The following is a 22517-nucleotide window of genomic DNA, read 5'->3' on the forward strand; positions in this document are numbered from 1 at the left end:
AACGACGCAAGCGTGAGGCTTCCCTCGGGAGCGGAAGCTAAACCGGAAGCGGATGGGGCAGGCCCAGGTGCGCCAGAATCGCTCGCACCCTCCCGCCTCGTTCGCGTACGCCAGCACTCGCCGCCTGCCGCCACAACCTCCGGCCGCGCCCGGACCGTGGTTGGCTTCCATGGCCAGCTCGTCCTCGTGGGCCGCTACCTGGTGCAGGCGCTGGCCGTGGGGCCGCTGCTCAGCTGGGTGCCCGTTCTCCCCGGAGATTGGATGCCCGCGCACACCCCGGACGCCTCCGCCCGGAGGTGGGGCTCTTTACCGGGGCTCAAGGGGACTCGTATGATTCTCGGCGCCTTCGAACCCTCTCAGATTTCCTTCGCGACCATCATTGCGAAGCTCATATCGCTGCGGCCTTGGGCCCGCGGTCCAAACGGTGGAGTAGGCAATCCGACATGGCTGGCTATATCTGCCGAAGATGTGGCATCAATAACTCCAAGGAATCCCCGCTCGATGTGTGCCCTCGATGCGAGGCCCGCTTTTCTTGCTGGTGCTCTCAATGCGAGACGCACTTCACGAGCGACCAGCAGGGAACGAAGTGCTGGTGTGGGGGGCAGATTCAATCACAGTCGAAAGTATTCCCTCCGCTGCCTAGAGGTGGCCTGAGCAGCGGCTTCCAACCAGATCGGGAGGAGAGCGCGACCACCACCTCCGCGCCGCTGAAGAGCCGTGCCCTGCAAGGCCATCATTCCGGGACTGTTTCGTCCAATCCCGTGCCTTCGGTGTGCCTCGGCTGTACGGAGGTGAAATCCAATGGCAAGGCAGGGGAGTGTGTCCGCTGTGGGGTGGCGGGCGCGTTCTGCTCCATGTGTCGGTTGGTAGGACAGTGTGTCCACTGTCGGCGCCCCTCCGCGGAAGAGGACTTCCTGTCCTCCGTGGGCGACCTGGAGATCACGAAAGCCAGGGAGGTGGTCATCCTCCAGACAGGGGAGATGTCCGGAGATATGTTCCAGGTGGCGGCTGCCCTCTTGGTCGAACCCAGGATGCGTGTCCATATCATCGGTGATAAGAGCCCTGGACCACGCGACAAGGCTGATGACCTCTATCGCTTCTATGTCGGCGATACGGGAATCTCCACGACGCGAGTCACCATCGAGAAGGTTGATTCGATGGGAAAGCGAATCAAGAAACTGAAAACCGATCGGAAGATGGGCAACGGGACTCCCGCACGTACCGTGGGTCTGGCGACCAACATCCTCCAGGCAGCCTTCGAGCGTCAGGACTGGGTGCCCCATGTGCGGGAGCACTGGCTGTCGGATCAATTTTACCAGACGGAGAAGGCAGGCATTTTGACGAACGCGGTCTCGGAATCGGAACTGGCCTTCTATGTGAAAGCCAAGAAGATCCCACTGCATCAGCCCATCGTCGTGCTCTGGTCTCGCCATAGTGGCAAGAGCGGCGGACTCCATCCGGACCTGGACTCATCCTATACAGGGCTGCGCGAACTCGTCCGGGCTTTCTCCTTGAGAAAATGCACGCCCATTGTCGTGGGCGATGATCGCAAGAACAAGTTTCTCCACGACAAGGAGTTTCAGAAGTACGGCGCCATTGTCCTTCCGGAATTCTGGAAGGAGCAACCGTTCGCCGGCAAGTTGCGCTCGGCGCAATTCCGTCTTTTTGATTACTTGAACAGTCTCTGTGTGCTGTCTCATGTTGGAATGAGGAGCGGTAACCTGGAGGCGTATGCCTACCTGGGCCACCACGTTGTCTTCCTTGAGGATCAACGGACGGATTCCGGGCGCATGGACAAGTTGGTGGTGCCCAGAATCCTCCTTAACATGACCACCGTGAAGTTGAGCCAACTGCCTACCGCTACGGGCAAGCTCTATCGTGACCCCTCGCAGGTGATCGTGGGAGAGAAGTCAGTTCGGGAGCTTGTCAATGAGGTGAAGAAATTGAATAAATCAAAGAAGCCCTCTGCGAGTGAGCAGGCGCTCATCTTGAAATCGAATGAATATGAACAGTTGAATTCGCACGACCTTGCGCTGGGGCAAGTGCAGAACTTCAAGAACTGGGTGACTCACAAAGACGGTGAGAATGCCGGTAGGGAAGATATTCAAGGGCTTCGCGGCTTCTCATGGGACGACATCGCAGGCATCCTGGTGGCTGTTTTCTCGTATCTTGAGGTGCGCACCAAGGCGCTGGAGATCAAGAAACAATTCGGGCAGGCACCGGAGATCATTCGCCTCGTCTTTGACTTCGTTGGACCACTGCACAGCTCAAACAAGAAGATCGTCATCCCCAGGAATTGACAGGTTCCTTCCGGGCCGCGGGAGCGGCGCCGGCATCACCCTCGCGGTGGCAGCCCGGCGGAGACCGTCTCCAACCGCAAGCGTCCCTCCCGGCGCTCCGCGACGGCACCCTGCGGCCTGGAGTGCCCGCGCTCCAGCGCCAGCGCACCACGCCCAGGTGAGGCCACAATCCCAGGACAAGACCCACGGCCAGCCCCAGCCACGGCCGCGAAGACATCCCCATCATGTGTGTACCCCCTCAGGTACGTGAGACACGTTCGCCAGACGATGGCGCCCCCAAGGAGTCAATACGGTAAAACAGGAAGTCTTTGAATGCCCCTGACTTCCAGGTGCAGTCCCAGCCAGGAGGTTCCACGGCCCGGCCGATGTTCAGATGGGAGCCAGCGCGTCGCTCTTCAGCCTCGCTCCTCCTTGACGGTCGCGGCGTTCAAGACCTCGGAAGGGTTCTTGTTGGCGGCCGACACCGTGAGTGCGATGTCTTGGACGTGGCCCTCCCTGGCGAGGAAGACGATGGCGCCCAGCAACTTCTCCGTGGGATTCGAGACCCGGCTCAACTGCGCGAGCACGTCTTCAAGTCGGCCGCGTCCGAACTTCCGCTCGATTTCCGCGACGCGGTCCGCGTGATTGAGACCGTATTCCTGCTTCTTGCGTGGCATCACGCATCCTCCGCCAGCCGACCGTCTTCGTTGTCCCCCAAGGTACTCCTCCGGGGTCATGCCGTTGAGCCATGTCGCGGCCTTCCGGTATCCCGCTTCCGAAGTCGAAGAGCTCGAGAGGGCCATGCGGCGAATCATTCCAGGCCCGAGGGCCGCCCCTGTAGCCAGCGGGGCGGCGGGTCTTACGGCGCCGCCGAGCGCCGCCGACGCCTGCTCTTCGCGAGCGCGGCGCGGAGCATCTCGCGCCGTTGCCTCTTTGCATCGTCAAGCGGCGGCGGTTCTTCGAGGCGGGGAAACGACAACGCGACCTTTCCGCCAAACGGTGCGAAGACCTTGTTGAGCGTTTCGAGCGTCGGGTTCGCTTTCGGATCGTCTTCGAGTGTCGCTACGACACTGGTGGAGAGCTTCATTGCTTGCGCGAAGGTTTTCCGGTCCATCCCCAGCATCACGCCGCGGAGGATGCGTGAAGCGTCTCCGAGGCCCAACTCCCCAGTGGCGACCATGGCCGCAAGCTCTTCCAGCAGCGCCTTGCGTTCGAGCGCTGTCAGCCGGGCAATGTCGGCGCGCTTCATAGGAACCCCCACGCGCGGAGGCGCTTCTCGGTGCCGCGGAAGTCGAGCGGCGCGAAATTCAGCGTTTCTTCCGGCAGCCCGAGGTCCGTCAGCAATTCAGGGAGATCGCAAAGGCGCGACGCGAGTTCGTGAAGGCCCTGACGCAATGACATCTCGGCTGGACCGAAGCTCCGGAGGAGCCCATTCCAGTCAACTTCTCCGCCAACCTCGTATCCCTCCCATGTCGTGGTGCGGGTGATCCCTTCGAGATCCATCTTCATCGGCGCAAAGTCGAAGACGGGGGCGAGGCGGACGGTGCTATCCGTTTTGAGCACCGCGATGTTCCTGCAGTGGTTATCCGAGTTGCCGAACACCTGGTTCAGCAGGTCTCGTTTCAGGTATTCAAGCCGCACCGTCGGCCAATCCGTCTCGGGGATGACGCCATGCAGTGCCGTCAATGCCGCCTGATGCCTCTGGAAAGAACCCGGCTTCGCCCCAAGCAGTGAGTAGATGGACTCAAGTCCGTACCGGATTTCGCGACCGTTCCGGCGCTCGACGTCGAAGCGGGGAAGCCAGAGGCTCGGGCCCGAGGGGCCTTCGTGAAGCGCGAGACCGTCTTGCGGAATGGTTTCGACCCCAAGCGCTGCGAGCGCTTTGTAATACACGTGCTCCGACCGGAGGATATTCCGGTCGCGCTCGCTGCGGCTGCGCGCGAACTTGACGAGGTAATGCCGATCCGGACAGGCGAGGTCATCCTGCCAGACATCGATCCACACCTGCTCTGTGTCGTCGCAGCGGAGCAGGATCTTCGGCGAGTCGCCGCCGGCACCTGTCGCGCCTCCAACCTGTGCGCCAGCGGTGGCGGCGTACTCGATGAAGGCGTGCTCGCGATCAATGACGGCCTGGCGCGGGAGCCGCTTGGGATATTCCTTCTTCTCAGGAACCGCCTCCTCGATCCGGAGATTGCCTACAGGCGCGATCGTCCCTCGTCGCAGGAGCTCGAAGTCACTGGCCGCCTCATCCGGGAGGTTCAGTCGCCGCAGCCACCAGCTCCGCGCACTCCCCATGGGTTGCACGTCGTCGAGGAATGCGGGCCAGCTGCGCCAGACCTTGGGGCCGAACTCGACCGGGAGCGTGAGACTCGCTGCCGCGAGCGGAGGCGGAGCGGAGATCCACCGAACCAGGTACTCGTGCTCGTACTCAAAGATGCATCCTCCGCGTCGCCCCTCCGTCACTGAGGAGAACTCAAGCAGGGCCGCCCGCTGCCACGAACCGTCGATCAGCACCTGGAGATGAAGCTCCATATAATCCTTTATAACGGATTTGAATCGAGCAAGCAGCGGCTTTTAATCCGGTAAACCAGTTTGAGTGGTTCATATCGCCGCATCCTGGTCCGTCATAACGGATTACCTAAAGCAGCAAAGGAAGCTTCCCTTCAGGGAAAGCAGCGGGGCTCAGGAGGGGCGCTGCTCTGGCCGCCTGGGTCGTGTGCCCAGCTGACGGTGAAGCCCAGCGCCCCCGCGCGGCTACTGTCCGAGCCGGGCCGCCAGTTCGAGCCGGGCCGCCACGGCCAGCGCATCCGCGCGGTTGTTCTCCACGTCATCCGAGTGGCCCCGCACCCAGTGCCAGGTCACCTGATGCGAGCGGACGGCGTCCAGCAGCTCGCGCCACAGGTCCGCGTTGGACACGGGCTTCTTGCCCGACGTGCGCCAGCCATTGCCCTGCCACGTGTCCAGCCACTTGGCCTCGAAGGCGTTGCACACGTACTTCGAGTCGGTGAACACCTGGACGCGACACGGCATCTTCAAGGCCTTCAGCGCGACGAGCGCCGCGGTCAACTCCATCCGGTTGTTGGTGGAGTCCGCCTCCGAGCCCTGGAGCTCCTTGCGGTAGTCCTTGCGCTCGGGGGCGATGAGGATGGCCCCCCAGCCGCCCAGGCCGGGGTTCGGAGAACAGGCGCCGTCGCAGTAGATGTGGACGAGAGGGAGCGACATCGAGCGCGCACTGTACCGGCCTTCTGGGGCCGAGGGGTGGCCTCAAGAGCCCGCGGAGGCGGGGCGGCGCAGGCGGGCGAGGAGGGCCTCATAGCCGGCGTAGGACAGCGGCAGCAGCAGGGCGAAGAGGACGGTGACCTGCGTCAGGGCGGGGTGGGCCAGGGGCTCGCGCACGTGGGCGGCCATGGCGACGATGAGGCGCTCCGGCCGCGCGAGCACGTCCCAGCTGTTCCAGCGCTCCACCCGGCCCAGGTAGATGCCATAGCCGCACAACAGCGACGTGCTGGCGACGAAGGCCCACGCCGCCGTGCGTCCCCAGCGCTCCTCCAGCCACCGCTTCCAGACCTCCAATGACAGCAGGCCCAGCATCCACCCGGTGGCGGCGAACAGGGCCAGGAGGGCCGCGTCGAACCAGAGCGGCACCACGGGCCGCTGCCGCAGGTGGATGAAGTCGGTGACGAGGTAGGGCGCGTTGGGGAAGAGCGCGAGCCATCCCAGCGCCAGCGGGGCCATGCGCCACGGCCGATCCATGCCGCGCACCATCAGCACCCGCGCGAGCAGGGCCAGGGTGTAGGGCGCCCAGGCCAGGAACAGGTTCCACGCCAGGAAGGCGAAGCTGGCGCGCTCGCTCCAGTCGAGCCGGACCGCCAGCAGGTTCACCGCGAGGAGGCTGCACAGCGTCGCGGGCAGCAGGCCATGGCGGCCCAGGACGGACAGGAAGCTGGGAGGAGGTCGGGACATGGGGACGTGTGGCGAGGCAGCCGCGCCCCGTGGCGGAATGCCCACGCGGGAACGGCTCCGGAAGGGGCGTGGAGCCGGCGCGCCATCGATGGAGCCCCTCGGGCCTGACGCAGAGCAATGCGTGGGCCAGCCCACGAAACCCGCGCCCCCGGCTGCGGAGCGGAGCGATTCCGGGGGAGACTGGCCCACCCGTTTCCATTGCCAAGGTGAGTCATGGTCCACGCACCTGTCCTGCTCGCGACGCTCGTGCTCGCGGGCGCCGCTCCCGTCCCGGATGAAGCCGCGATGTGGAAGGCGGTCTTCTCGCTGGAGCAGCCCTCCGTCCCGGCCATCCGGGCCCGCGCGGAGGCCGACCTGTTCAAGGGAGGCGTCACGGCCTACGGCGTCCTGTCGAAGGTCGCGCGGGTGGGGGGCATGGAGCAGGCCCTGTCCGCTTCAGGGCCCGCCACGTCCTGTGGCAACTCCGCCGTGGCGCGCTTCCGGGGCGGGGTGCGCGCGGAACGCTCCTCCCTGTCCGCGCAGGCGGCGGAGCTGTTGGGGCGGATGCTGGCGGAGGACGCGGCGCTCCGTCAGCGGGCGCAGCGCTCCGAGGATCCGTTCGACCGGGGGCTGGCGTTGGCGGCCTCGGCGCGGGCCCCCTCGACGCAGGTGGAGGCCCTGGCGGCGATGCGGCTGGAGCCGGATCCGAAGCTGCGGCTGTGGGCGACCGCGTTCGCGGAGTGCTTCACGCGCATGGCCGGGAAACGGGACGGCGGCTCGCCGGAGGCGCTGGAGTCCGTGGCGCACGAACTGGCGGAGCTGGCGGACGCGGTGCGGGCGCCCCTTCGGTGCGTCGAGCCTGGCGAGCTGGAGCCGGGGCTGGTGGACGAGCTGGCCAGGGGACTGGCGGTGTCCGGCGGGTGGTCCGCGTCCAACGACTCCATGGAGCTCTACGTGCGGCGTGAGAACGGCGAGCGCGTGGAGCTGAGCCCTGCTTGCGCGGTGGCGGCCTATGACGCGGTGGCGGCGAAGGGCACCCATGATGACGGGCTGCTCATGCCGCTCGCCACGGTGATGGTGGGGAGCTGGAAGCTGAGGCAGGTCGCGGCACAGCGCCTCGCGCGCGACCTGGAGCACTTCCCGGAGCTGCGGCGCAACCGGCTGGCCGCGGACCTGGTGAACGCGGGCCACGAGGTGCCGAGGAAGGTGACCTTCGATTCGAAGCGGCTCGAATGGAATGACGCCGAGCTGGAGGCCGCGGTGCGGCAGGGCAACCCGGAGGCCCGGGCCGCCATCCACAGGCTCATCCTCTGCCGCAATGGCAGCGATCAGCGGGATGTGGCCCTGCTGGGCTACGTCGGGACGAAGGCTGCGGCGGACAAGGCGTACGCGCTCGCGCGGCAATGTCCGGCGGGGAAGGCCGCGGCCGTCGCGGCGCTGGTGCGGATGAAGGACGTCCGGGCCCTGAAGCTCCTGCCCGAGGCGATGGAGGACTGGGGCTTCAACCAGGAAGCCCTGAAGCGTGCCCTCCGGGAGGGCTACACCCCGAAGCTGGGGGAGCAGTTGCTGGCCCTGGAGGCCAAGGGCAACCTCCAGGCCCGCTCCGCGGTACTGTGGTTGAAGGCCGCCGGCGTGATGAAGCAGTGAAGACTCCGGCCCCTGAGGGCGGTCCGCTCCAGCACGGACCCTGGCGTGTCCGTCAGGGTTTCGCCGTCATGGGACGCTGCTTCGCACGCAGGCTCAGCAGCACGCCCGCGAGCAGCGCGGTGCCACCCAGGAGCAGCCGCTGGGTGAGGGGCTCCCCGAGCAGCAGCACCGCGCCTACCGCCGCGATGACCGGGACGCACAGCTGCACCACCGCCGCGCGCGCGCTGCTCAGGTGGGGCAGCGCCGCGTACCAGAGGCTGTAGCCCACGCCCGAGGCGAGCGCGCCTGACGTGACCGCGAGCAGCAGCCCCTTCGATGACGGAGGGGGGGCCGCGTCCAGGGCGCGGGCGAGCAGCACGAGTGCCAGGGCCAGCGGCACGCTGCGCGCGAAGTTGCCGGCCGTTGCCGCCAGCGGGTCCGTGCTCCCGCGCCCCCGCAGGCTGTAGAGGCCCCACGCCACGCCCGCCGAGGCCATGAGCCCCGCGCCGAGCGCATCCGGCGCGCTCGCTCCAGGGAGCGTGAGGCCCGCGAACCCCGCGAGTGCCACCGCGAGCCCCGCCCACTCGAGCGCGCGTGGCCGCTCACCGCGCGCAAGCCCTGCCGCGAGCATGGTGAGCTGCACGCAGCCGAAGAGCAGCAGGGCGCCCACGCCCGCCCCGATGCGCACGTACGCGAAGCTGAAGCCGGCCGCATACACGAAGAGCGCGAGCGCCGAGGCCCAGCTCCCGTGCCCCGTCGCCCCGCGGCCGCCCCGCCGGAGCCGCAGCAGCAGCGCGAGCACCAGCGCTCCCGACGCAAGCCGCACCAGCGTGAACGAACCCGCGTCGATGCCGCGCGCCGCGCCACCCGAGAGGGCCGCGCGGCACAGCAGCGAGTTCGCGGCGAAGCCCAGCAGGGCAAGCAGGGTGAGGAGGGGAGTGCTCACACCGTGGGGACATAGCGGGCCGCGTGACGCGCGTCACGTCCCCGTGGTGGGTGGGCCAGCCCCGGTGGTCAATGCGTCACGAAGGCCCTGGTCCGTGCCGTCTCCGACCCACGCGACGTGTCCGTCGGGCCGGATCAACACCGCAGTGGGAGCCGCGACCGCGCCGAGCACCGGCAGCTCCCACACCCGCGGGCGCTCCGGCGAGGTCCCGTTGACGACCTGCGCGAGCTTCCATCCCAGCTTCACGGCGTCCTGGACGCCGAGGTTGGGCCCCTGTCCGCCGACTGGGCAATGCACGTGCGCTGCGTCGCCCGCCAGGAGCGGCCGTCTGTCCCGGTGGGCCGCCGCCTGCCGGGTCATCAGCTCGCCCGCCAACATGCGCCCCGTCGTCGGGGATGCAGGCGGCAAGCCATCGCCTCCACCGCCGTCCCAGTCTGGCTCGGCCGGGCCATCCTCCAGCTCCGGCAGCAGCTTTTCCCTGGGAAGCTCAAACCTGAGAGGAAATGCCATGAGGAAGCTTGGATACGGCCTGCTCATCACCACGGGCCTGCTCTTCGGACCGCTCACTGGAGCCCAGGGGACAGGTCAGACACCGACCTCGGAGCGACAGACAGGCGCGCCCGCGCAGCCGCAATCCGGTTGTCCCTGCGGGATGATGGGGAGCGGCATGATGGGCCATGGCACGGGCGGAGCGGGAATGAGCTGCCCCATGCGTGGAATGGCCGACGTGAAGGTGGAGCAGACGTCGACAGGAGCCATCCTGCGGCTCACCGCGAAGGACCCCGGACAGGTCGAGGAGGTCCAGCGCATGGCGGAGAAGATGCAGCGCTGCATGAGCGGGAGCGGCACCCCACGGCAGGGCCAGCCGTCCTCGCCCGGCGCGGATGAACGCTAGGGGAGGGGTTGGAGGGACCGGGCGAGCGCCGCCGGCCGGTATGTCAGTCCACTTCTTCGGCCCGGTTCAGCGCGTCGATGACTTCCTGGTGCGTGGCCCGGAGCTGGACCGCGGAGTCGCGAGGGTCCGCTGGGGCGGGGGGCATGAGGTCCTGGGTGGTCGCCAGGTGCATCGACAGGAAGACGACCCAGGCCCCGCAGCTGTGCTGGAAGTCGTCCTCGTCTTCGCTCCCGGTCAGGTCATTCTGGTAGCGGACGGTGCTCCGCTCGGCGGTGAGGTCCGGGAAGGCCCGACGGAGGGCGCTGAGGTCCGGCACCTCGGCCGGGTTGAGCGGATCGATGTAGAGCACCCGGGCCTTGCGCCGGAGCGCATCCGTGGGCGGATCCACCTTGATGTAGAGCAGCCCCCAGTGGTTGCCATTGACGTTGTAGGGCTGGGCAATGGTGAGCGTGGCGCCGTTGACGGGGTTGGCCGGGACGGCGTCGCGGTACGCCTCCGGCCCGATGCGCCGGAGTTCGTCCCTGCCAAGCCCGTGCAGCACGACCACGTTCGGGACCTGGCCGATGAAGTGCTCCATCAGCCGGAACATCTGGAGGCTGGTGTAGTTGTGACTTCCCCCCAGGTTGTCTCCGTTCTCGAACGGATCCACCAGCGGCTTCTTCCCCTGCGCCTCCTCCTTCTCCTTCTCCTTCCGTGGAGGAACGTCCAGGGCCGGCGGAGACGACTCCTTGATGCGCCGCCGCTCCTCCACGCCCTTCAATGCCAGCACTTCGTCCTGCCGGAGGATGTCCTCCAGGGGCACCGGCTGCCTCACGGCGATCCGTGTGGTCCGCGCCAGGTTGAGGGGGTTCATCAACGGACCCATCAAATCCAACATCCCCCCTCCCTGCCCCATGCCCTTGAAGAGGCTCGAAGCGCCCATCGGGAGCCCCTTGAAGCCCCCCGGCTTGAGGCCGAAGGGCATGGAGGACTTCAGGGAGGCATTGAAGCGTGGGACGCCCAGCAGGCCCAGGCCCAGGCCGAAGGGGATGGGGTAGCGGACCACCGGGCGCGACGGAGCGGCCGTGCATCCGCCCAGGCAGGCCGGGTTGACACAGTGCTTGCTGGAGTACATCCACAGCGGCGCCCAGTAGGAGTCCAGCAGCTCGCGCACGGCGGCCTCGCCCTCCACCAGGTAATTGAATTCGGAGAGGAAGCCTGGATAGAGGTTGTCCGAGCCGACGACGTAGGCCTGCTCGTCCACGACCATGATCTTCGCGTGGTTGCCGGGGGCGGACTTCACCTTGTCCTTGCCCGTGGCGCTGGCCATCTTGACGGCCTTCACCGCGTCGCCAATCACGCCCCCAGCCGGCGGGCGGACCTGCAGCGGAGGCTGCTTCAAGGTGGCCGTGTAGCCCTCCGGGGTGAGGTCCGGCCACTTGTAGGTCTCACCTTCGACGGTCATCCGCTCCGGCACGTCCGTGAAGTAGAGCGGCGCGAGGTGCAGCCGGTCCAGCGCGGCCTCGCGCACGTCGGCGTCGTCGAGCTTCGCGTCCGTCTTCATGTCGTGGGTCATGTAGTAGCGGAACAGGTCGAACGTGCGGCAGGCGCCGGACCCGAACGAGTACTGGTCTCCCTCCGCGCCCGCGCCCGCGTCCAGCGGTGACACCACCGCCTTGACGACCAGGTTCTTGTTCGTGAGCAGGGCCTCCATGATCCAATGACAGACGACGTGCGAGGACCAGTTCTTCTTCCACGCGCTGACCAGGTCCATCTGCGACAGGTACAAGGTGCGCTTCGCGCCCTTGATGAGCGCCTCCTTCATCACCTCGGACGCCTTCTCGTAGTCCGAGTCCATGCTCGAGCCCGACCAGTACTTGCCGACCGACAGGACCCGGGTCGCCTTGCGGTACTCCCCGAGCTGGGAGTACGCCGCGACCTTGCGCTCCCGGAAGACGGGCTCCTCCAGGTCCTTCAGCGTCTGGAGGTCCTCCCTGCGGATCTCCTCGATGCTCGCCTCCGCCATCAGGGACTGCGCGGCCTTCTTCCGGGCCCGCTTGACCGGGTCGAGCACGGGGAGGTCCTCCCCATGCAGTCGCACGAGCCGGTCGTGGCACCCCGCCATGTAGTCGCCGGCGGCCTCCCCGCCCAGCGGATCCACGAGCTTGGGCGCCCCGCTCGCGTTGCCGTCCTTCCACTGGAACAGCTTGGGGTCGAGGTACTCCCGCTTCACCAGGTCGTTCCCGCACTCCCACATCTTGTTCAAGTACAGCTGCGCCCCGTGCGCCGCCGGCCCGTGCATGACGACCGACACGTCGTGCACGGGCGGGTAGCTGGTGAACAGGTCCATGTTGAGGTTGTGCCCGCCCACCAGCGCCTCGGCGCCGTCCACGGCGACGATCTTCGAGTGGTTCCACGTCATCTTGGTGGACGCGTCATCGCCCTCCGCCGCGAACCACCTGGCCAGCGTGGAGCTCAGGTACGCGAGGACGCCGGAGACCAGGCCTTCCCGGATGCGGTAGAACTTCGCCATCCAGAGCTCCGGCATCACCTTCCACTGCCTGGACCGCGTCCGCTCCCGCGCCATGCGGATGAGCGCGCCCTGGAAGTCCACCAGCGGCGGGGACATGCCGCCGTTCACGATGATCATCGGCGTCTGGCCGAACAGGAACCGGAACTGGACGGGCGGCGTGCCGTCCTCCTGTTCGCTCAGCGCCTTGTCCATGGCCTTCAGGACGACCTTGGCCCAGGCCGGATCCGGGCTGTTCAGCGAGGCCAGGTCACAGCGATGGCGTGACTTCTGGATGATCTCGATCAGGGCCGTTTCGAAGTCCTTCGTCCGGGCCCGGGCGCCGGGCATGATGCCCTCTTTGTTGAAGGGCTTGCCCCAGATGTGGGGCGTGTCCAGGACGCGCACGTGGCAGTCCTCGGCCAGGTGGCTGAAGTAGCGTGGATGGACCTTGCCTCGCACCAGCTCGATGAAGCTCATCGTCCCTCGACTCCTCGCTCACGCGGTTGCACGGGCCCTGCCGAAGCGCCCTCCGGCTCACAGGAACTTCCACTTCACCCATCCCCCGTGCTGCTGCTCGACGGTGCAGGGATAGGCCAGGTTGTACGGAGGCGTCCCCACCACGTCCTCCAGGTAGTAGCGGTTCCAGCCGAGCCGGCCGGAGATGGACGAGACGCGCCGCACGGCGGGCGCCCGTCCGGACGGCGGTCCGCATCTCCCCTTGGCCCATGGTGTCGAAGTGCGTGTGCGCGGTGTGGATCCGCTGCCGCAGCTGCCTGGCGTCCTCACGCACCCGGCACCGGGTGCGGAAGACCGTTTCCCACTGGGTGAGATAGGCGCGGGCGAGCTTGTAGACCAGCCGAGGGACCGCCGCGACGTCCTCGCTGGTTTTCTTGGGGTCGTAGAGGCCGTCCCGGGTGGTGATGCCCGCGACGGTGCCATGCCGTCCCCGGCACGCGTAGAGGTGGTAGCCCATGGGCTGGCGCAGGTCGTTCGCGACCAGCGGATCCGCCAGCTGGCGGTTGTCCGCGAGCGACCACCAGTGCGACCCCAGGCCCCGGTCCTCGATGCCCATCTGGGTCCGGTCCAGGGTCATCCGCCCGTTGGGGCGCGGGATGACCGCGGCGAAGCCTTCATCCAGGTGGTCCCAGGCGTAGACGCCGACGTAGTTCTGCACGTTGGGCGGCAGCTGGGTCTGGATGCCGTACCAGTCGCCGGTGCCGGGGACGGGGTCGATGGCGAAGATGCTGACGGGGGTCCTGCGGACCTCGCTGGAGCCATAGGCATACAGGAACCAGGCGGCCATGATGGCCGCGACCCCGCCGCGGCTGTGCCCCAGGAGGTTGAAGCGCCGAGCCCCGCTCCTGGCGGCCAGGTTCGCGCCATGGAGCGCGAGGGCGACCATGGACCAGCCCGCCGCCTGGCTGTAGAGCTGCCGCTGATTGCCTTTGGAGTAGCTCTTGACGTAGTTGAGCAGGTCCCCGGGAGCGCCCAGCGGCTGGGTGAGCAGGGCATCACAGGTGTCCATCTGGTTGTACCAGTCGTTCTCACCGACGCCTCGCACGGTTTCGCTCAGGTCCGTGCCGCGCAGGGTGCTGGAGATGTCCTGGTGGATCCGCACGGGGATGTAGCCAGTGTCCCGGTCGAAGATTCCCTTGTCGCTCACGAGCTTCTGCTCGCTGCCGAGCAGGGAGCCGATGAACTTGGGGTCCCATTTCCGGGTCTTCTCCCCCTCGTCCCGCGAGCAGGCGGTTCCGCAGAAGCACACCGTGTAGGCCGTGGGCATGACGCGGATTGGAACACGTCCATGATGCAAAGACCATGCTGGCGTTCAGCACCGCGCCCGGTCCGTGGCGTGCGCGCTCACGGCCGCCGCGCTGTGAGCCCGCGGGTCCCCAGAAGCTGAAGGAGCGGTACCGCGGGCCGGCGGTTCGGGTGGGCGTTTCGGACGTTGCCCGGCCCCGCGGGGCATCCATCACTTTGAGTCAGAAGGCGTTACTTCACTGGGAAGGCCGCGCCAGCGTTGCCTTCCCGGCTTCCGGCCGAAGCTGGTAGTGCCACCCCCGGGGGAACCCATGTCACTGAACCTCCTGTCGCGGACGGTCGCGTCCGCCTGCGTGCTGTTCCTGCTGTCGGCGTGCCAGAGCGCGGGCAATCCCATACCGTCACCCGGTGATACACCCTGCCGTGGCACCGCGTCCGTGCAGACAGCCGTGCGCGGAAAGTTCCTCACGGTCGCGAAGCCGGTCCCCGGTGAGTACGTCGTCGTGCTCAATGCGTCCCGGGAAGGGGACGTCGCGCCGGCGCCGGAGGTGGCCGCGCGGAGCCTCACCGAGCGCTTCGGCGGCAAGGCCTTCCACGTGTACGCGCACGCGCTGCGGGGCTTCGCTGCGCGCATGAGCGAGAAGCAGGCCCGTGCCATGTCCGCCGCGTCCGAGGTGGAGTACGTGCAACAGAACGGCGTGGTGACGCTCGACGGGAGCCAGTCCGATGCGACGTGGGGGCTTGACCGCATCGACCAGCGCGACCTGCCGCTCAATCAGCTCTACCAGTACCAGGCGCAGGGCCGGGGCGTGCACGTGTACGTCATCGACACGGGCCTGCGCCCCACGCACCAGGAGTTCGCCGGGCGGGCGGACATCGCCTTCGATGCCGTCGACGACGGTCGCAACGGCGTGGACTGCAACGGCCATGGCACCCACGTGGCCGCCACGGTGGGCGGCAATGTGTATGGCATTGCCAAGAGCGCATCGCTGCACGGCGTGCGCGTGCTGAACTGCGAGGGCTCCGGGACGACGGCGGGCGCGGTGGCGGGCGTGGACTGGGTGACCGAGCACCACCAGTCCCCGGCGGTGGTCAACATGAGCCTGGGCGGCGGGGAGGACGCGGTCCTCGACGACGCCGTGCGCCGCTCCATCGCGTTGGGCGTGACGTATGTGCTGGCGGCGGGCAACGAGAACCAGGACGCGTGCACGCGCTCTCCCGCGCGCACCGCAGAGGCCATTACCGTGGGTGCCACCACCAGCGTGGACCGGCGGGCGTCCTTCTCCAACCATGGCGACTGCGTGGACGTCTTCGCGCCCGGCGAGGGCATCCTCTCGGCCTGGGCCAGCGATGACACGGCGACCCGAACGCTGAGCGGCACGTCCATGGCCACCCCGCATGTCACCGGCATCGTCGCGCTCTTCCTGGAGGCGCATCCCTCCGCCGCGCCGCAGGAGGTCATCACCGCCATGACGGGCAACGCCACGCCGGACAAGGTGGCCAACCCCGGGCACTGCTCACCGAACCGGATGGCCTACTCGGGCTTCATCGCACCCCTGCGGGCCCCCACCGTCCGGAACGGCGGGGAGTAGGCACGTCCTGGGGCCGCGCTCACGCGGAGGCGCCCGCGAGCGCGGACTTGAGGGCCTCCCACGCCGGTGTGCCTACCGCGCAGCCCTGAAGGGCTGGCAGTCACTGACCGTGCCCATTGGCGCGCATGGCATCTCCACGGGCCTGGTCGATGGGCCTGCCGTGACGGTCGACACCGATGGCAACGTGCCGCGCTATCCGAGCGCCGCATGTCCGGCTCATGAGGAGGCGAGTGGATTCCGGTGGCCATTTGCTCCCATCCCCGCCGCTTCCTAGGATTCCGACCTTCGCCGCCTCCCCTTCGCTCAAGGAACCCTCCATGCGTTACACGCGCAAGAACATCTCCGAGTTGCTCGATGCCGTTGAGGGCAGCCCCGACGTCATGGGCTTCTGGACGTCAAACTTCGGCGGCTCCGCCTTCACCCTGGTCCCTTCCCCTGGAGGCATGATCTGGCAGGACGTCTATGCGCCCAGCCACCAGGTCTGCGAGGACGGCATCCCGTACGGCACCGAGGACGGCATGAACAATCACTGCGGCGGTACCGGCTACTGAACAGAAGCAACTCCAGGGGCAGGACCGAGGAGTCTCCATGTCGTCTCTGCCCCTGATCCGGCTCTATGACTCCGCGAGTCTGGGCCTCATTCTTCTTTGGCCAACCGGAATCCTCTATTCAAATCAAACGGGAGGATCCCTCTGTCTGCAGCCACGGGCGGAGGGGGCATTTCTTCCGCTCGTGGACGAGTTGGTGGCTCAGGAGGACCTGCTGCGCCAGCACTTCACCGGGCCCAAGTGGCGGGGCGCATGCGGGAATGGCATCGACGAAGAAACAGCCCGGGAGATCGATCGGATCCTGGGCCTTTCATCTGTCACGCGGGAGTTGGGTCTTCGAGTCGATCGCGCACGGCTGGAGGAATCCCATGAGGCCTGGGTGTACGTCGAGGTTCCGGCGCAGCCTGAGAACAGGTTGGCCAGCCTTGAGCGCATCCCCGCTTCACAGGGCATCCTGACCTGGACGAATAGCGACTGACGCCCCACGTTCACGAGCTGCGGCAGGACCCGTTGGGATGGCGACGGCGGGCGCCGCATGGGGTGTCGTAGGCCGCAAGGTCAAATGAGACAAGAAGCGCAACCATGCCGTGAACCGCGTAGACGGCGTCATTCCTCGTGTGGAGGACGAGCGCGCCGCCCAGGACCTCATGCCTGGTCATGGCCGATGTGACATTGCATGGCCACGGCCTGGTGGGCGAGAGCCGCGCGGCACGGGTTCCTGGGGCGAGGTGACACGCGGAGTCCATCTGTGCACGGGGCGTCACGGGAGGCGTCGTCCCCGGCCTTCCGGCGCCGGTCCGTAGTAGGAACGCGCCGATGTCCGACCTCGACGACGCCTCGCTCCTGGAACTGCTGGACCTGACCTTCGACGCACTCTGTGCGTCCCGCGTCTCGGATTGGGTGGACCCCGACCGGGTTCTCGCCGCGGTCGACCTCGCCCTGACGCCCGGACGGGTGACGGACTGGCACGCCCGGCTGGGCATCCCCCTGCGCACGCGCCTGCTCGCGCGCGCGGCGAAGAGCGGCATCAAGCTGGGCGCGTGGCTCCCCGCCGAGGCCACCGCGTCCCTGACGGCGCTCCTGGGCCAGCCGGTGCACCTGCCTCGCAAGGCCATCGATGAAATGGTGGCGTCCGAGCAGGTGCGGGAGACCGTGCGCACCACGCTCCAGGAGACCTGTCCTCGCTGGTGAGCAAGGTCATCGCGGGAGCCCCCGGGGCGAGCGGCTCCGGGCTGAGGGATGCGCTGAGCTGGGGCGCGCGAGCGGCGGCCTCGGCGGGCAAGGGAATCCTGGGGGGCCTGGGCGGCAGCTTGCAGGACCGCGTGCGCGAGGTCATCGACGGCTCCATGGCCATGGTACAGCGGCGGATCGCCGAGCGGCTCGCCAGCGAGGAGACCGCCCGCGCCCTGGGGGCACGGCGCCTGAAGCTCTTCCTGTCCACGCTGGAGAAGACGGAGGCCGAGGCCGCGCAGGCGCTGAGCCGGGTGCCCCACGAGCACCTCGACTCCCTGGCGCCCCAGGTGATTGCGCACAACCTCGCGCGCCCCGAAGTGCGCGAGGGGCTGAAGGCCGAGCTCCACGCCGTCCTGGAGGACCTCTCACGGCACACGGTGGGGGAGCTGCTCGAACAGGCCGGGCTGCGGGACGCGACACGCCAGTGGCTGCATGCGCACGGCCTGCCCTTCGCGCGCACGCTGGCACACTCCGCGCCCTTCATCGCCTGGCGGCGCTCCAGGCCGTAGGCCGCGCCGACGCCATCGCGCTCCTGTCGAATGTCTCACAAACCCGTGCGCGGAATCGCAGTGCGGAAGAAAGCCGCACCTGCGCTGCCCTGACAGGAAGTCGGGCCCTGCCATGTGACGGTGTCGGCGCGCGACCTATCTGGATTCGAGCCGTTCGCGCCATGCCTTCAGCGTGCCGACGAGGTCCGCGGAGAGCCCGGGCAGGCGCGGCATCATCACCGCCAGCGGATACTCCAGGCACCAGGCCCCCTGGGTGGGACGCCGCTCGAGCAGCGCCTTCAGCTCCTTCTGGAGCGCCTCTGCCTCCGTGGGGTGCGCGAGGGCGTGCTCGGTCAGTGCGACCACGGCGGCTTTCACCACCCAGTCCACGGGCCCGTGCAGCAGGTCCACCAGCAGGGTGCGCCCGGCGCTCGTTTCAGCGAGCACCAGCGCCGCCGCCATCTGCACGGCGATGAGCCATGTCCAGGCCGGGACGTCCCGGGACAGGAGCGGCGGATGGACCATCACCGCGGCGAGCTTCAGCGGCTCCACGTGCGCCAGCTCCCGAGCGAGGGTGGACGCCTTCTCGCGCCAGGTCTTCATGGAGAACGGCGTCACGGCGAGCGCGGCCACCCGGTCGGCCACCTCGGCGGGCGGGGGCTCCACGGCCGGAAGCGCATCGGTGCCCTGATAGCGCCACAGCACCGGCCGCGCCTTCCTGAACCCCAGCAGCGCTGACACACCCGAGCCTCGACCCCAGGAGGCGCGCGGGTCCGGCTCCGGGATGCCCTGCACCGTGAAACCCAACGTCACGCCCTCGGTGAACCTGTTCAGCTCGAGCTGCGCGGCGAGGAGGGCACTCGGGGGCTCGGGATGGCTCAAGGTCACCCGGGGGTTCTTTGGCAAGGCGTCCTTTCCCTTCCGCGCGACGAGCCCGTGGAGCTGCGCGATCACGGAGAGGGTGGCCTCGGTGGGCTTGGGCAGGACGTCCACCCAGGGCTCGTTCCGGGACGGTGGGGTGGACGTCCATGCGCGCAGCAGCTGCTGGAGTTGTTGGGCGCGCGCATTGCCCGGGTGCGCCTCTGCGTACCGTGTGAAGTCTCGCAGCATCCCTGGGTCCCCCACGATCTGGGCCTTTAGCAGGAGCGTCGACGGCAGGGCCCACGGATGCTCCGGCTCGTGCGCCAGCACCTTCGCGTATGCCTCCAGCGCCTCCCTCGGCCGTCCGTCATCCCAGAGCACGTCACCGATATCGATCCATACCGAGAAGTTCCTCGGATCGCGCTCCAACGCGCGGTGGAAGGCTGCCATTGCCGCCGGCAGGTTGCCCAGGCTCCGGTACGCACCGGCCGCCATGATCGCAGCCATCGCGTCCGGGTGCTCCCGCTCATAGGCGAGGGCGATGTCGAGCGATTCCTGGAAGTTCCCCGTCGTCCGAGCCAGCCGGGCCGCCACCATCATCAAGATTGCCGAGTTCCCGTGCACGGCGCGGATGCGCGCGAGCACCTCGCGCAGCGTGGCTGTGAGCGGCGCGTGGACGGACAGGTCCACCCGCTGCAGCAACTGCAGGGCCACCTCGGCCACGGGCAGGGGGTCCACATCCCGGGCGAAGTCGGGCGACGCGAGCCACTCCCGCGCCCAGGCGAGGTAGGGCACCTCGGGCTTCACCATTGCGACCTGGAGCAGGAGGCGCATCGCGTGCGTCGAGTTTCCCGTGCGCGCGAGCAACCATGCGTGCAGGGCCACGTCGCCGAACCACTGCTTGTCGGCGCTGAGAGGGATGAGCTGGACCGCGTTCTCGGGCACCGCGCGCAACAGGGCTTCAGCCACCTCCAGGAACTCAGGGTTCACCGGGTCCGATGCGAGCGCCCCGGCGAGGTGGCGCGCCGCGTGAGGCCTGTCCCCCCGGGCGAGTGCCTCGCGCGCCAGGGCCAAGTCCTGTTTCGGAGTCAGATGGGCGTGGCTCATCGCTCAAATCCTAGCATGCACACCGAAGTGGAGGGGCTGCACGCGGCGCCCCCTTACGCATCTCATCCCCAGTCGAGAGTGCCCAGCTGTCCAAGGACGCTCAGTGGATAGAGCAGGGCCATCAGGTAGAAGTGGGTCCTCACGAAGAAGATGCTGCGTCCCCGCGGGTTCCAGAGGCTCCGAATCCCGGTGATGAACGCTGCTGGCAGGGCGAAAATCAGGGGCGTGAGCACCGCGGCCGTTGCGATGGCCGAGAGATAGGTTGACGAAAAGTTGACCCCTGTCTTGTGCCCCTCCACCAGTAGACTCGCGAATTGGACACCCACGACAAGCACGATCGTGATGAGGTAGGGCGCCTTCATGTGTCTCCAACGGTCGTCCGTCGAGGTCGCCGTTGGGACTTGCGACACGCCCGGGTTCAAATGCTCAGCCATCCTTGCTCCAGGGTGAGTGGGACTCGTCAAATGCTAATCAAATTCGCTTCCGCTCCCAGGACGGGATTGCGTCCCGCATTCAATGGTTGACATGTCCCCAGGTGGGTCGTGGGCTCGCGTCTGACCAGGCTTGTCAGTTCCGAACGCTGGGGATGTCCCAGGGGGCGATTGCCCCGCTTGGGACCGACTGGCTTTCCCAGGAGCCGCTCGCGGCTTCGGCGAACAGGGCCGCGGAGCATGAGCGAGTCATTGCGGACGCCCAGTGCTCATGCTCACCGCCAGAAGAAGTCATCGCCGCTGGCGAGGGACTCGGAGTCGCCGCGCCGTTTTCTGTGAAAAGTGCGCAGGGCGAGTGACAGTTCCAGGGGCCGGGGGTGTTCTTCATCCTGAGATGGCCCCGCGGGCGACCGCCGTCACTCCGCCATGCTAGGGGGACCCCATGTTTCCTGAATCCGGGCTTCGCAACCTCGCTGCCGCCGCGCTGACGACCGTCGCGACCCTGGCCTCCGCGGCCGGGGCGCCCCTCCCAGCGCAGTCCGCCTTCTTCCTGACCCGGAGCGAGAACCGGAACCAGGTCCACTACGCCCTGCGCCTGGACGAGTCCTGCCGCCCCGTGGGAGCGCGTCCCGTCCAGGTGTACTGGCGGATGTTGGAGCGCGGGGCCTCGGAGGTGGAGGAGCTGCTGGACATCGAGCAGCCCGCGTATGGGCTGGAGGATTCGCAGCCGGTCGACGCCACCGCGGAGGGCTGGCGGGTGCGGGTGCGCCTGCGGGCCTTCCCCTCGCGCTCCATCGACATCACCACCGCGCGGGTCGACGGCCAATGCCAGGTCCAGGCGTGGACGAAGCTGGGCAACAGCGTCTCCCGGCTGGAGCACGTCTTCGTGAAGACGTCCTGGCCCTTCTCGGTCGACTTCGTGCGGCTGGATGGTGTGAGCCCCGAAGGGCAGCCCGTCCATGAGCTGATCCGCCAGTGAGCTCCGAGCGCCCTCTTCCGCTGGCAGGTTGAACAGCGTGCGTCCGCCTGGTCGCCGTGTGCGGCGGCGGAGGCAGGCCCGGAGCACGGGGGCCCGCTTCCACCCACCGTGAGGTGTTGTCCGCTGGCGACCGCGTCCTCAGCCTCTTCGAAGGCGGGCACTCAGCCCTCGCAGGAGACAAAGCCATGAGAGCAGGACACGGTACCCATTTCGGATTCGCCCTGATCATCGGAGCCATGCTGTTCGCCGCGGGCTGCGCCTCGACGAGCGTCGGCAAGACCTGGAAGAGCCCGGCGCTCGCCCAGCTCCCCCCCGTCAAGAAGGTCGTCGTCGTGGCGATGGTGCCGAGCGACGCCACCCGGCGGCAGCTCGAGCAGGAGCTGGTGTCGAAGCTGTCGGAGCAGGGAGTCCAGGCCGTCAAGAGCTCCGACGTCCTCCCGGCGGGAACGAAGCCCGACAAGGACGCGCTCCGGAGCGCCATCGAAGGCCAGGGGTATGACGGCATCCTGGTGGCCCGCTTCGCCGGGGTCCATGAGGAGGTCAACGCCGCGCCCATGTCCTACTACGACTACGTCGGGTTCTACGGTCCAACGGCCTACTCCGTGACGGAGGAGGCGCGGATGCAGGTGAGCCTCTTCGACGCCCGAAGCGACAACGGACAGCTGCTCTGGACCACGAACACCAAGACCTACGAGCCCTCGGACGTGCAGAAGGAGGTCCCGGGCCTCGCGGAGGCCATCGTCAAGAGCATGGCCAAGGACCACGTGGTGGGGAGCCCGAGCTGACGCCAGGGCGCCAGCCGCGCAACGGCGGCTGGGGCACGGGCTCCGGCAGGGCCCTGGGCGGAGCCGTCGCGAACACCGCCAGCGGCACCGAGGGACCGGGCGCGGGCCCCCAGCGCCCCGTCCCTCAACCCGCAGCGGTCCTCCGGCCGCGATGCCGGAAGCATGCGCGCCCCTGGCGCTCGTGCTGGACCGGCTCGCGACGATGGATGGCGAGTCCCGCTCTAGCGTGGCGCGCCGCGTCCTCCAGTCCCGTCCCGCGAGCGGCTGCTCGAGCACCTGTCCTCGTATGGCGAAGGGCGTCCCCAGGCCACGGCCCATGCCCGGGACTTCAACCGCAATGCATGACGCCTCCGTTTCCAAAGGCATGAGCAAGAACCGCGCTCCGGCCCCTGTTGACTTCCCCCCAGCAAGACATCCCGTATGCTGTGCGGGCAGGCAGGCGATGCCCTGGCGTCGCTGAGAACTCCAGGGTGACACACTCTGCGTGCGCCCCTCTTGCCGAGGTGTGAGATAGGCATGTGCCCCTGCCTCGTTTCGGCACATTATCTGACCA

At 67.8% G+C, this 22517-nt stretch carries 19 protein-coding genes and 1 pseudogene; 10 read left to right on the forward strand and 10 right to left on the reverse strand.

The window, feature by feature from the left end:
• Positions 1-923 precede the first annotated feature (923 nt).
• Positions 924-2300 carry a hypothetical protein gene (locus tag ACLEQD_RS00005; RefSeq protein WP_410380712.1) on the forward strand — a complete coding sequence of 459 codons (1377 nt, stop codon included), beginning with the start codon at positions 924-926 and terminating at the stop codon, positions 2298-2300.
• Between the two features lie 395 nt (positions 2301-2695).
• Here ACLEQD_RS00005 and ACLEQD_RS00010 read toward each other — a convergent pair whose 3' ends face one another.
• The 5 genes from ACLEQD_RS00010 to ACLEQD_RS00030 all read right to left on the reverse strand — a co-directional run bounded on the left by ACLEQD_RS00010 (position 2696) and on the right by ACLEQD_RS00030 (position 6242).
• Complete coding sequence (locus ACLEQD_RS00010; protein WP_410380714.1) at positions 2696-2956, reverse strand: hypothetical protein; 261 nt, start codon at positions 2954-2956, stop codon at positions 2696-2698.
• A gap of 182 nt (positions 2957-3138) precedes the next feature.
• Entirely contained in the window at positions 3139-3528 is a 390-nt protein-coding gene (locus ACLEQD_RS00015; protein ID WP_410380716.1) for a hypothetical protein, read from the reverse strand.
• Positions 3525-4811: a type II toxin-antitoxin system HipA family toxin gene (locus ACLEQD_RS00020; RefSeq protein ID WP_410380718.1), complete on the reverse strand. Its 1287-nt coding sequence runs from the start codon at positions 4809-4811 to the stop codon at positions 3525-3527. The genes ACLEQD_RS00015 and ACLEQD_RS00020 overlap by 4 nt, the downstream gene beginning before the upstream one ends.
• A gap of 222 nt (positions 4812-5033) precedes the next feature.
• Positions 5034-5501 (reverse strand): ribonuclease HI, encoded by a 468-nt coding sequence (rnhA, locus tag ACLEQD_RS00025; protein ID WP_410380720.1) that lies wholly within the window; start codon positions 5499-5501, stop codon positions 5034-5036.
• Between the two features lie 42 nt (positions 5502-5543).
• Entirely contained in the window at positions 5544-6242 is a 699-nt protein-coding gene (locus ACLEQD_RS00030) for a DUF1361 domain-containing protein (protein WP_410380722.1), read from the reverse strand.
• A gap of 213 nt (positions 6243-6455) precedes the next feature.
• Between ACLEQD_RS00030 and ACLEQD_RS00035 the strand changes: the two genes are divergently transcribed.
• Positions 6456-7868 carry a hypothetical protein gene (locus ACLEQD_RS00035; RefSeq protein WP_410380724.1) on the forward strand — a complete coding sequence of 471 codons (1413 nt, stop codon included), beginning with the start codon at positions 6456-6458 and terminating at the stop codon, positions 7866-7868.
• A 52-nt stretch (positions 7869-7920) separates the two neighbouring features.
• Here ACLEQD_RS00035 and ACLEQD_RS00040 read toward each other — a convergent pair whose 3' ends face one another.
• On the reverse strand, positions 7921-8793 hold the full coding sequence (locus ACLEQD_RS00040) for a DMT family transporter (RefSeq protein ID WP_410380726.1): 873 nt from the start codon (positions 8791-8793) through the stop codon (positions 7921-7923).
• A 33-nt stretch (positions 8794-8826) separates the two neighbouring features.
• A pseudogene (locus tag ACLEQD_RS00045) lies at positions 8827-9153 on the reverse strand (FAD-dependent monooxygenase); the annotation flags it as partial.
• Between the two features lie 349 nt (positions 9154-9502).
• Between ACLEQD_RS00045 and ACLEQD_RS00050 the strand changes: the two are divergent.
• Positions 9503-9688 carry a hypothetical protein gene (locus ACLEQD_RS00050; RefSeq protein ID WP_410380728.1) on the forward strand — a complete coding sequence of 62 codons (186 nt, stop codon included), beginning with the start codon at positions 9503-9505 and terminating at the stop codon, positions 9686-9688.
• Between the two features lie 43 nt (positions 9689-9731).
• Here the strand turns inward: ACLEQD_RS00050 and ACLEQD_RS00055 are convergent, their stop codons facing one another.
• Positions 9732-12656, reverse strand: a complete 2925-nt coding sequence (locus tag ACLEQD_RS00055; RefSeq protein ID WP_410380730.1) for a hypothetical protein — start codon at positions 12654-12656, stop codon at positions 9732-9734.
• Positions 12657-14389: 1733 nt separating this feature from the next.
• Here ACLEQD_RS00055 and ACLEQD_RS00060 point away from each other — a divergent pair.
• The 5 genes from ACLEQD_RS00060 to ACLEQD_RS00080 all read left to right on the forward strand — a co-directional run bounded on the left by ACLEQD_RS00060 (position 14390) and on the right by ACLEQD_RS00080 (position 17822).
• Positions 14390-15532, forward strand: coding sequence for a S8 family peptidase (locus tag ACLEQD_RS00060; RefSeq protein ID WP_410380731.1), 1143 nt, complete (start codon positions 14390-14392; stop codon positions 15530-15532).
• A gap of 317 nt (positions 15533-15849) precedes the next feature.
• Entirely contained in the window at positions 15850-16083 is a 234-nt protein-coding gene (locus ACLEQD_RS00065) for a hypothetical protein (RefSeq protein ID WP_171413819.1), read from the forward strand.
• Positions 16084-16120: 37 nt separating this feature from the next.
• Complete coding sequence (locus tag ACLEQD_RS00070) at positions 16121-16558, forward strand: DUF6210 family protein (RefSeq protein ID WP_410380733.1); 438 nt, start codon at positions 16121-16123, stop codon at positions 16556-16558.
• A gap of 338 nt (positions 16559-16896) precedes the next feature.
• On the forward strand, positions 16897-17271 hold the full coding sequence (locus ACLEQD_RS00075; RefSeq protein ID WP_410380734.1) for a hypothetical protein: 375 nt from the start codon (positions 16897-16899) through the stop codon (positions 17269-17271).
• On the forward strand, positions 17268-17822 hold the full coding sequence (locus ACLEQD_RS00080) for a hypothetical protein (RefSeq protein WP_410380736.1): 555 nt from the start codon (positions 17268-17270) through the stop codon (positions 17820-17822). The genes ACLEQD_RS00075 and ACLEQD_RS00080 overlap by 4 nt, the downstream gene beginning before the upstream one ends.
• 135 nt (positions 17823-17957) lie before the next feature.
• Here the strand turns inward: ACLEQD_RS00080 and ACLEQD_RS00085 are convergent, their stop codons facing one another.
• Positions 17958-19769 carry a tetratricopeptide repeat protein gene (locus tag ACLEQD_RS00085; protein ID WP_410380738.1) on the reverse strand — a complete coding sequence of 604 codons (1812 nt, stop codon included), beginning with the start codon at positions 19767-19769 and terminating at the stop codon, positions 17958-17960.
• Between the two features lie 62 nt (positions 19770-19831).
• Positions 19832-20131: a hypothetical protein gene (locus tag ACLEQD_RS00090; RefSeq protein WP_410380740.1), complete on the reverse strand. Its 300-nt coding sequence runs from the start codon at positions 20129-20131 to the stop codon at positions 19832-19834.
• 511 nt (positions 20132-20642) lie between these two features.
• On the opposite strand from ACLEQD_RS00090, the gene ACLEQD_RS00095 reads away from it, so the two are divergent.
• Together ACLEQD_RS00095 and ACLEQD_RS00100 are read left to right on the forward strand one after the other, a co-directional pair.
• Positions 20643-21179: a DUF4833 domain-containing protein gene (locus ACLEQD_RS00095; RefSeq protein ID WP_410380742.1), complete on the forward strand. Its 537-nt coding sequence runs from the start codon at positions 20643-20645 to the stop codon at positions 21177-21179.
• 236 nt (positions 21180-21415) lie between these two features.
• Positions 21416-21964, forward strand: coding sequence for a hypothetical protein (locus ACLEQD_RS00100; protein WP_410380744.1), 549 nt, complete (start codon positions 21416-21418; stop codon positions 21962-21964).
• The last annotated feature ends 553 nt before the right edge of the window (positions 21965-22517 follow it).

The organism is Corallococcus sp. 4LFB, assembly GCF_046520365.1.
Taxonomy (GTDB): domain Bacteria; phylum Myxococcota; class Myxococcia; order Myxococcales; family Myxococcaceae; genus Corallococcus; species Corallococcus caeni.

Coding starts and splice junctions, on each gene's coding strand:
- ACLEQD_RS00090 (WP_410380740.1), bottom strand. CDS start 20,131: ATGAAGGCGCCCTACCTCATCACGATCGTGCTTGTCGTGGGTGTCCAA.
- ACLEQD_RS00085 (WP_410380738.1), bottom strand. CDS start 19,769: ATGAGCCACGCCCATCTGACTCCGAAACAGGACTTGGCCCTGGCGCGC.
- ACLEQD_RS00030 (WP_410380722.1), bottom strand. CDS start 6,242: ATGTCCCGACCTCCTCCCAGCTTCCTGTCCGTCCTGGGCCGCCATGGC.
- ACLEQD_RS00015 (WP_410380716.1), bottom strand. CDS start 3,528: ATGAAGCGCGCCGACATTGCCCGGCTGACAGCGCTCGAACGCAAGGCG.
- ACLEQD_RS00055 (WP_410380730.1), bottom strand. CDS start 12,656: ATGAGCTTCATCGAGCTGGTGCGAGGCAAGGTCCATCCACGCTACTTC.
- ACLEQD_RS00095 (WP_410380742.1), top strand. CDS start 20,643: ATGTTTCCTGAATCCGGGCTTCGCAACCTCGCTGCCGCCGCGCTGACG.
- ACLEQD_RS00075 (WP_410380734.1), top strand. CDS start 16,897: ATGTCCGACCTCGACGACGCCTCGCTCCTGGAACTGCTGGACCTGACC.
- ACLEQD_RS00100 (WP_410380744.1), top strand. CDS start 21,416: ATGCTGTTCGCCGCGGGCTGCGCCTCGACGAGCGTCGGCAAGACCTGG.
- ACLEQD_RS00070 (WP_410380733.1), top strand. CDS start 16,121: ATGTCGTCTCTGCCCCTGATCCGGCTCTATGACTCCGCGAGTCTGGGC.
- ACLEQD_RS00035 (WP_410380724.1), top strand. CDS start 6,456: ATGGTCCACGCACCTGTCCTGCTCGCGACGCTCGTGCTCGCGGGCGCC.
- ACLEQD_RS00050 (WP_410380728.1), top strand. CDS start 9,503: ATGCGTGGAATGGCCGACGTGAAGGTGGAGCAGACGTCGACAGGAGCC.
- rnhA (WP_410380720.1), bottom strand. CDS start 5,501: ATGTCGCTCCCTCTCGTCCACATCTACTGCGACGGCGCCTGTTCTCCG.
- ACLEQD_RS00010 (WP_410380714.1), bottom strand. CDS start 2,956: ATGCCACGCAAGAAGCAGGAATACGGTCTCAATCACGCGGACCGCGTC.
- ACLEQD_RS00020 (WP_410380718.1), bottom strand. CDS start 4,811: ATGGAGCTTCATCTCCAGGTGCTGATCGACGGTTCGTGGCAGCGGGCG.
- ACLEQD_RS00065 (WP_171413819.1), top strand. CDS start 15,850: ATGCGTTACACGCGCAAGAACATCTCCGAGTTGCTCGATGCCGTTGAG.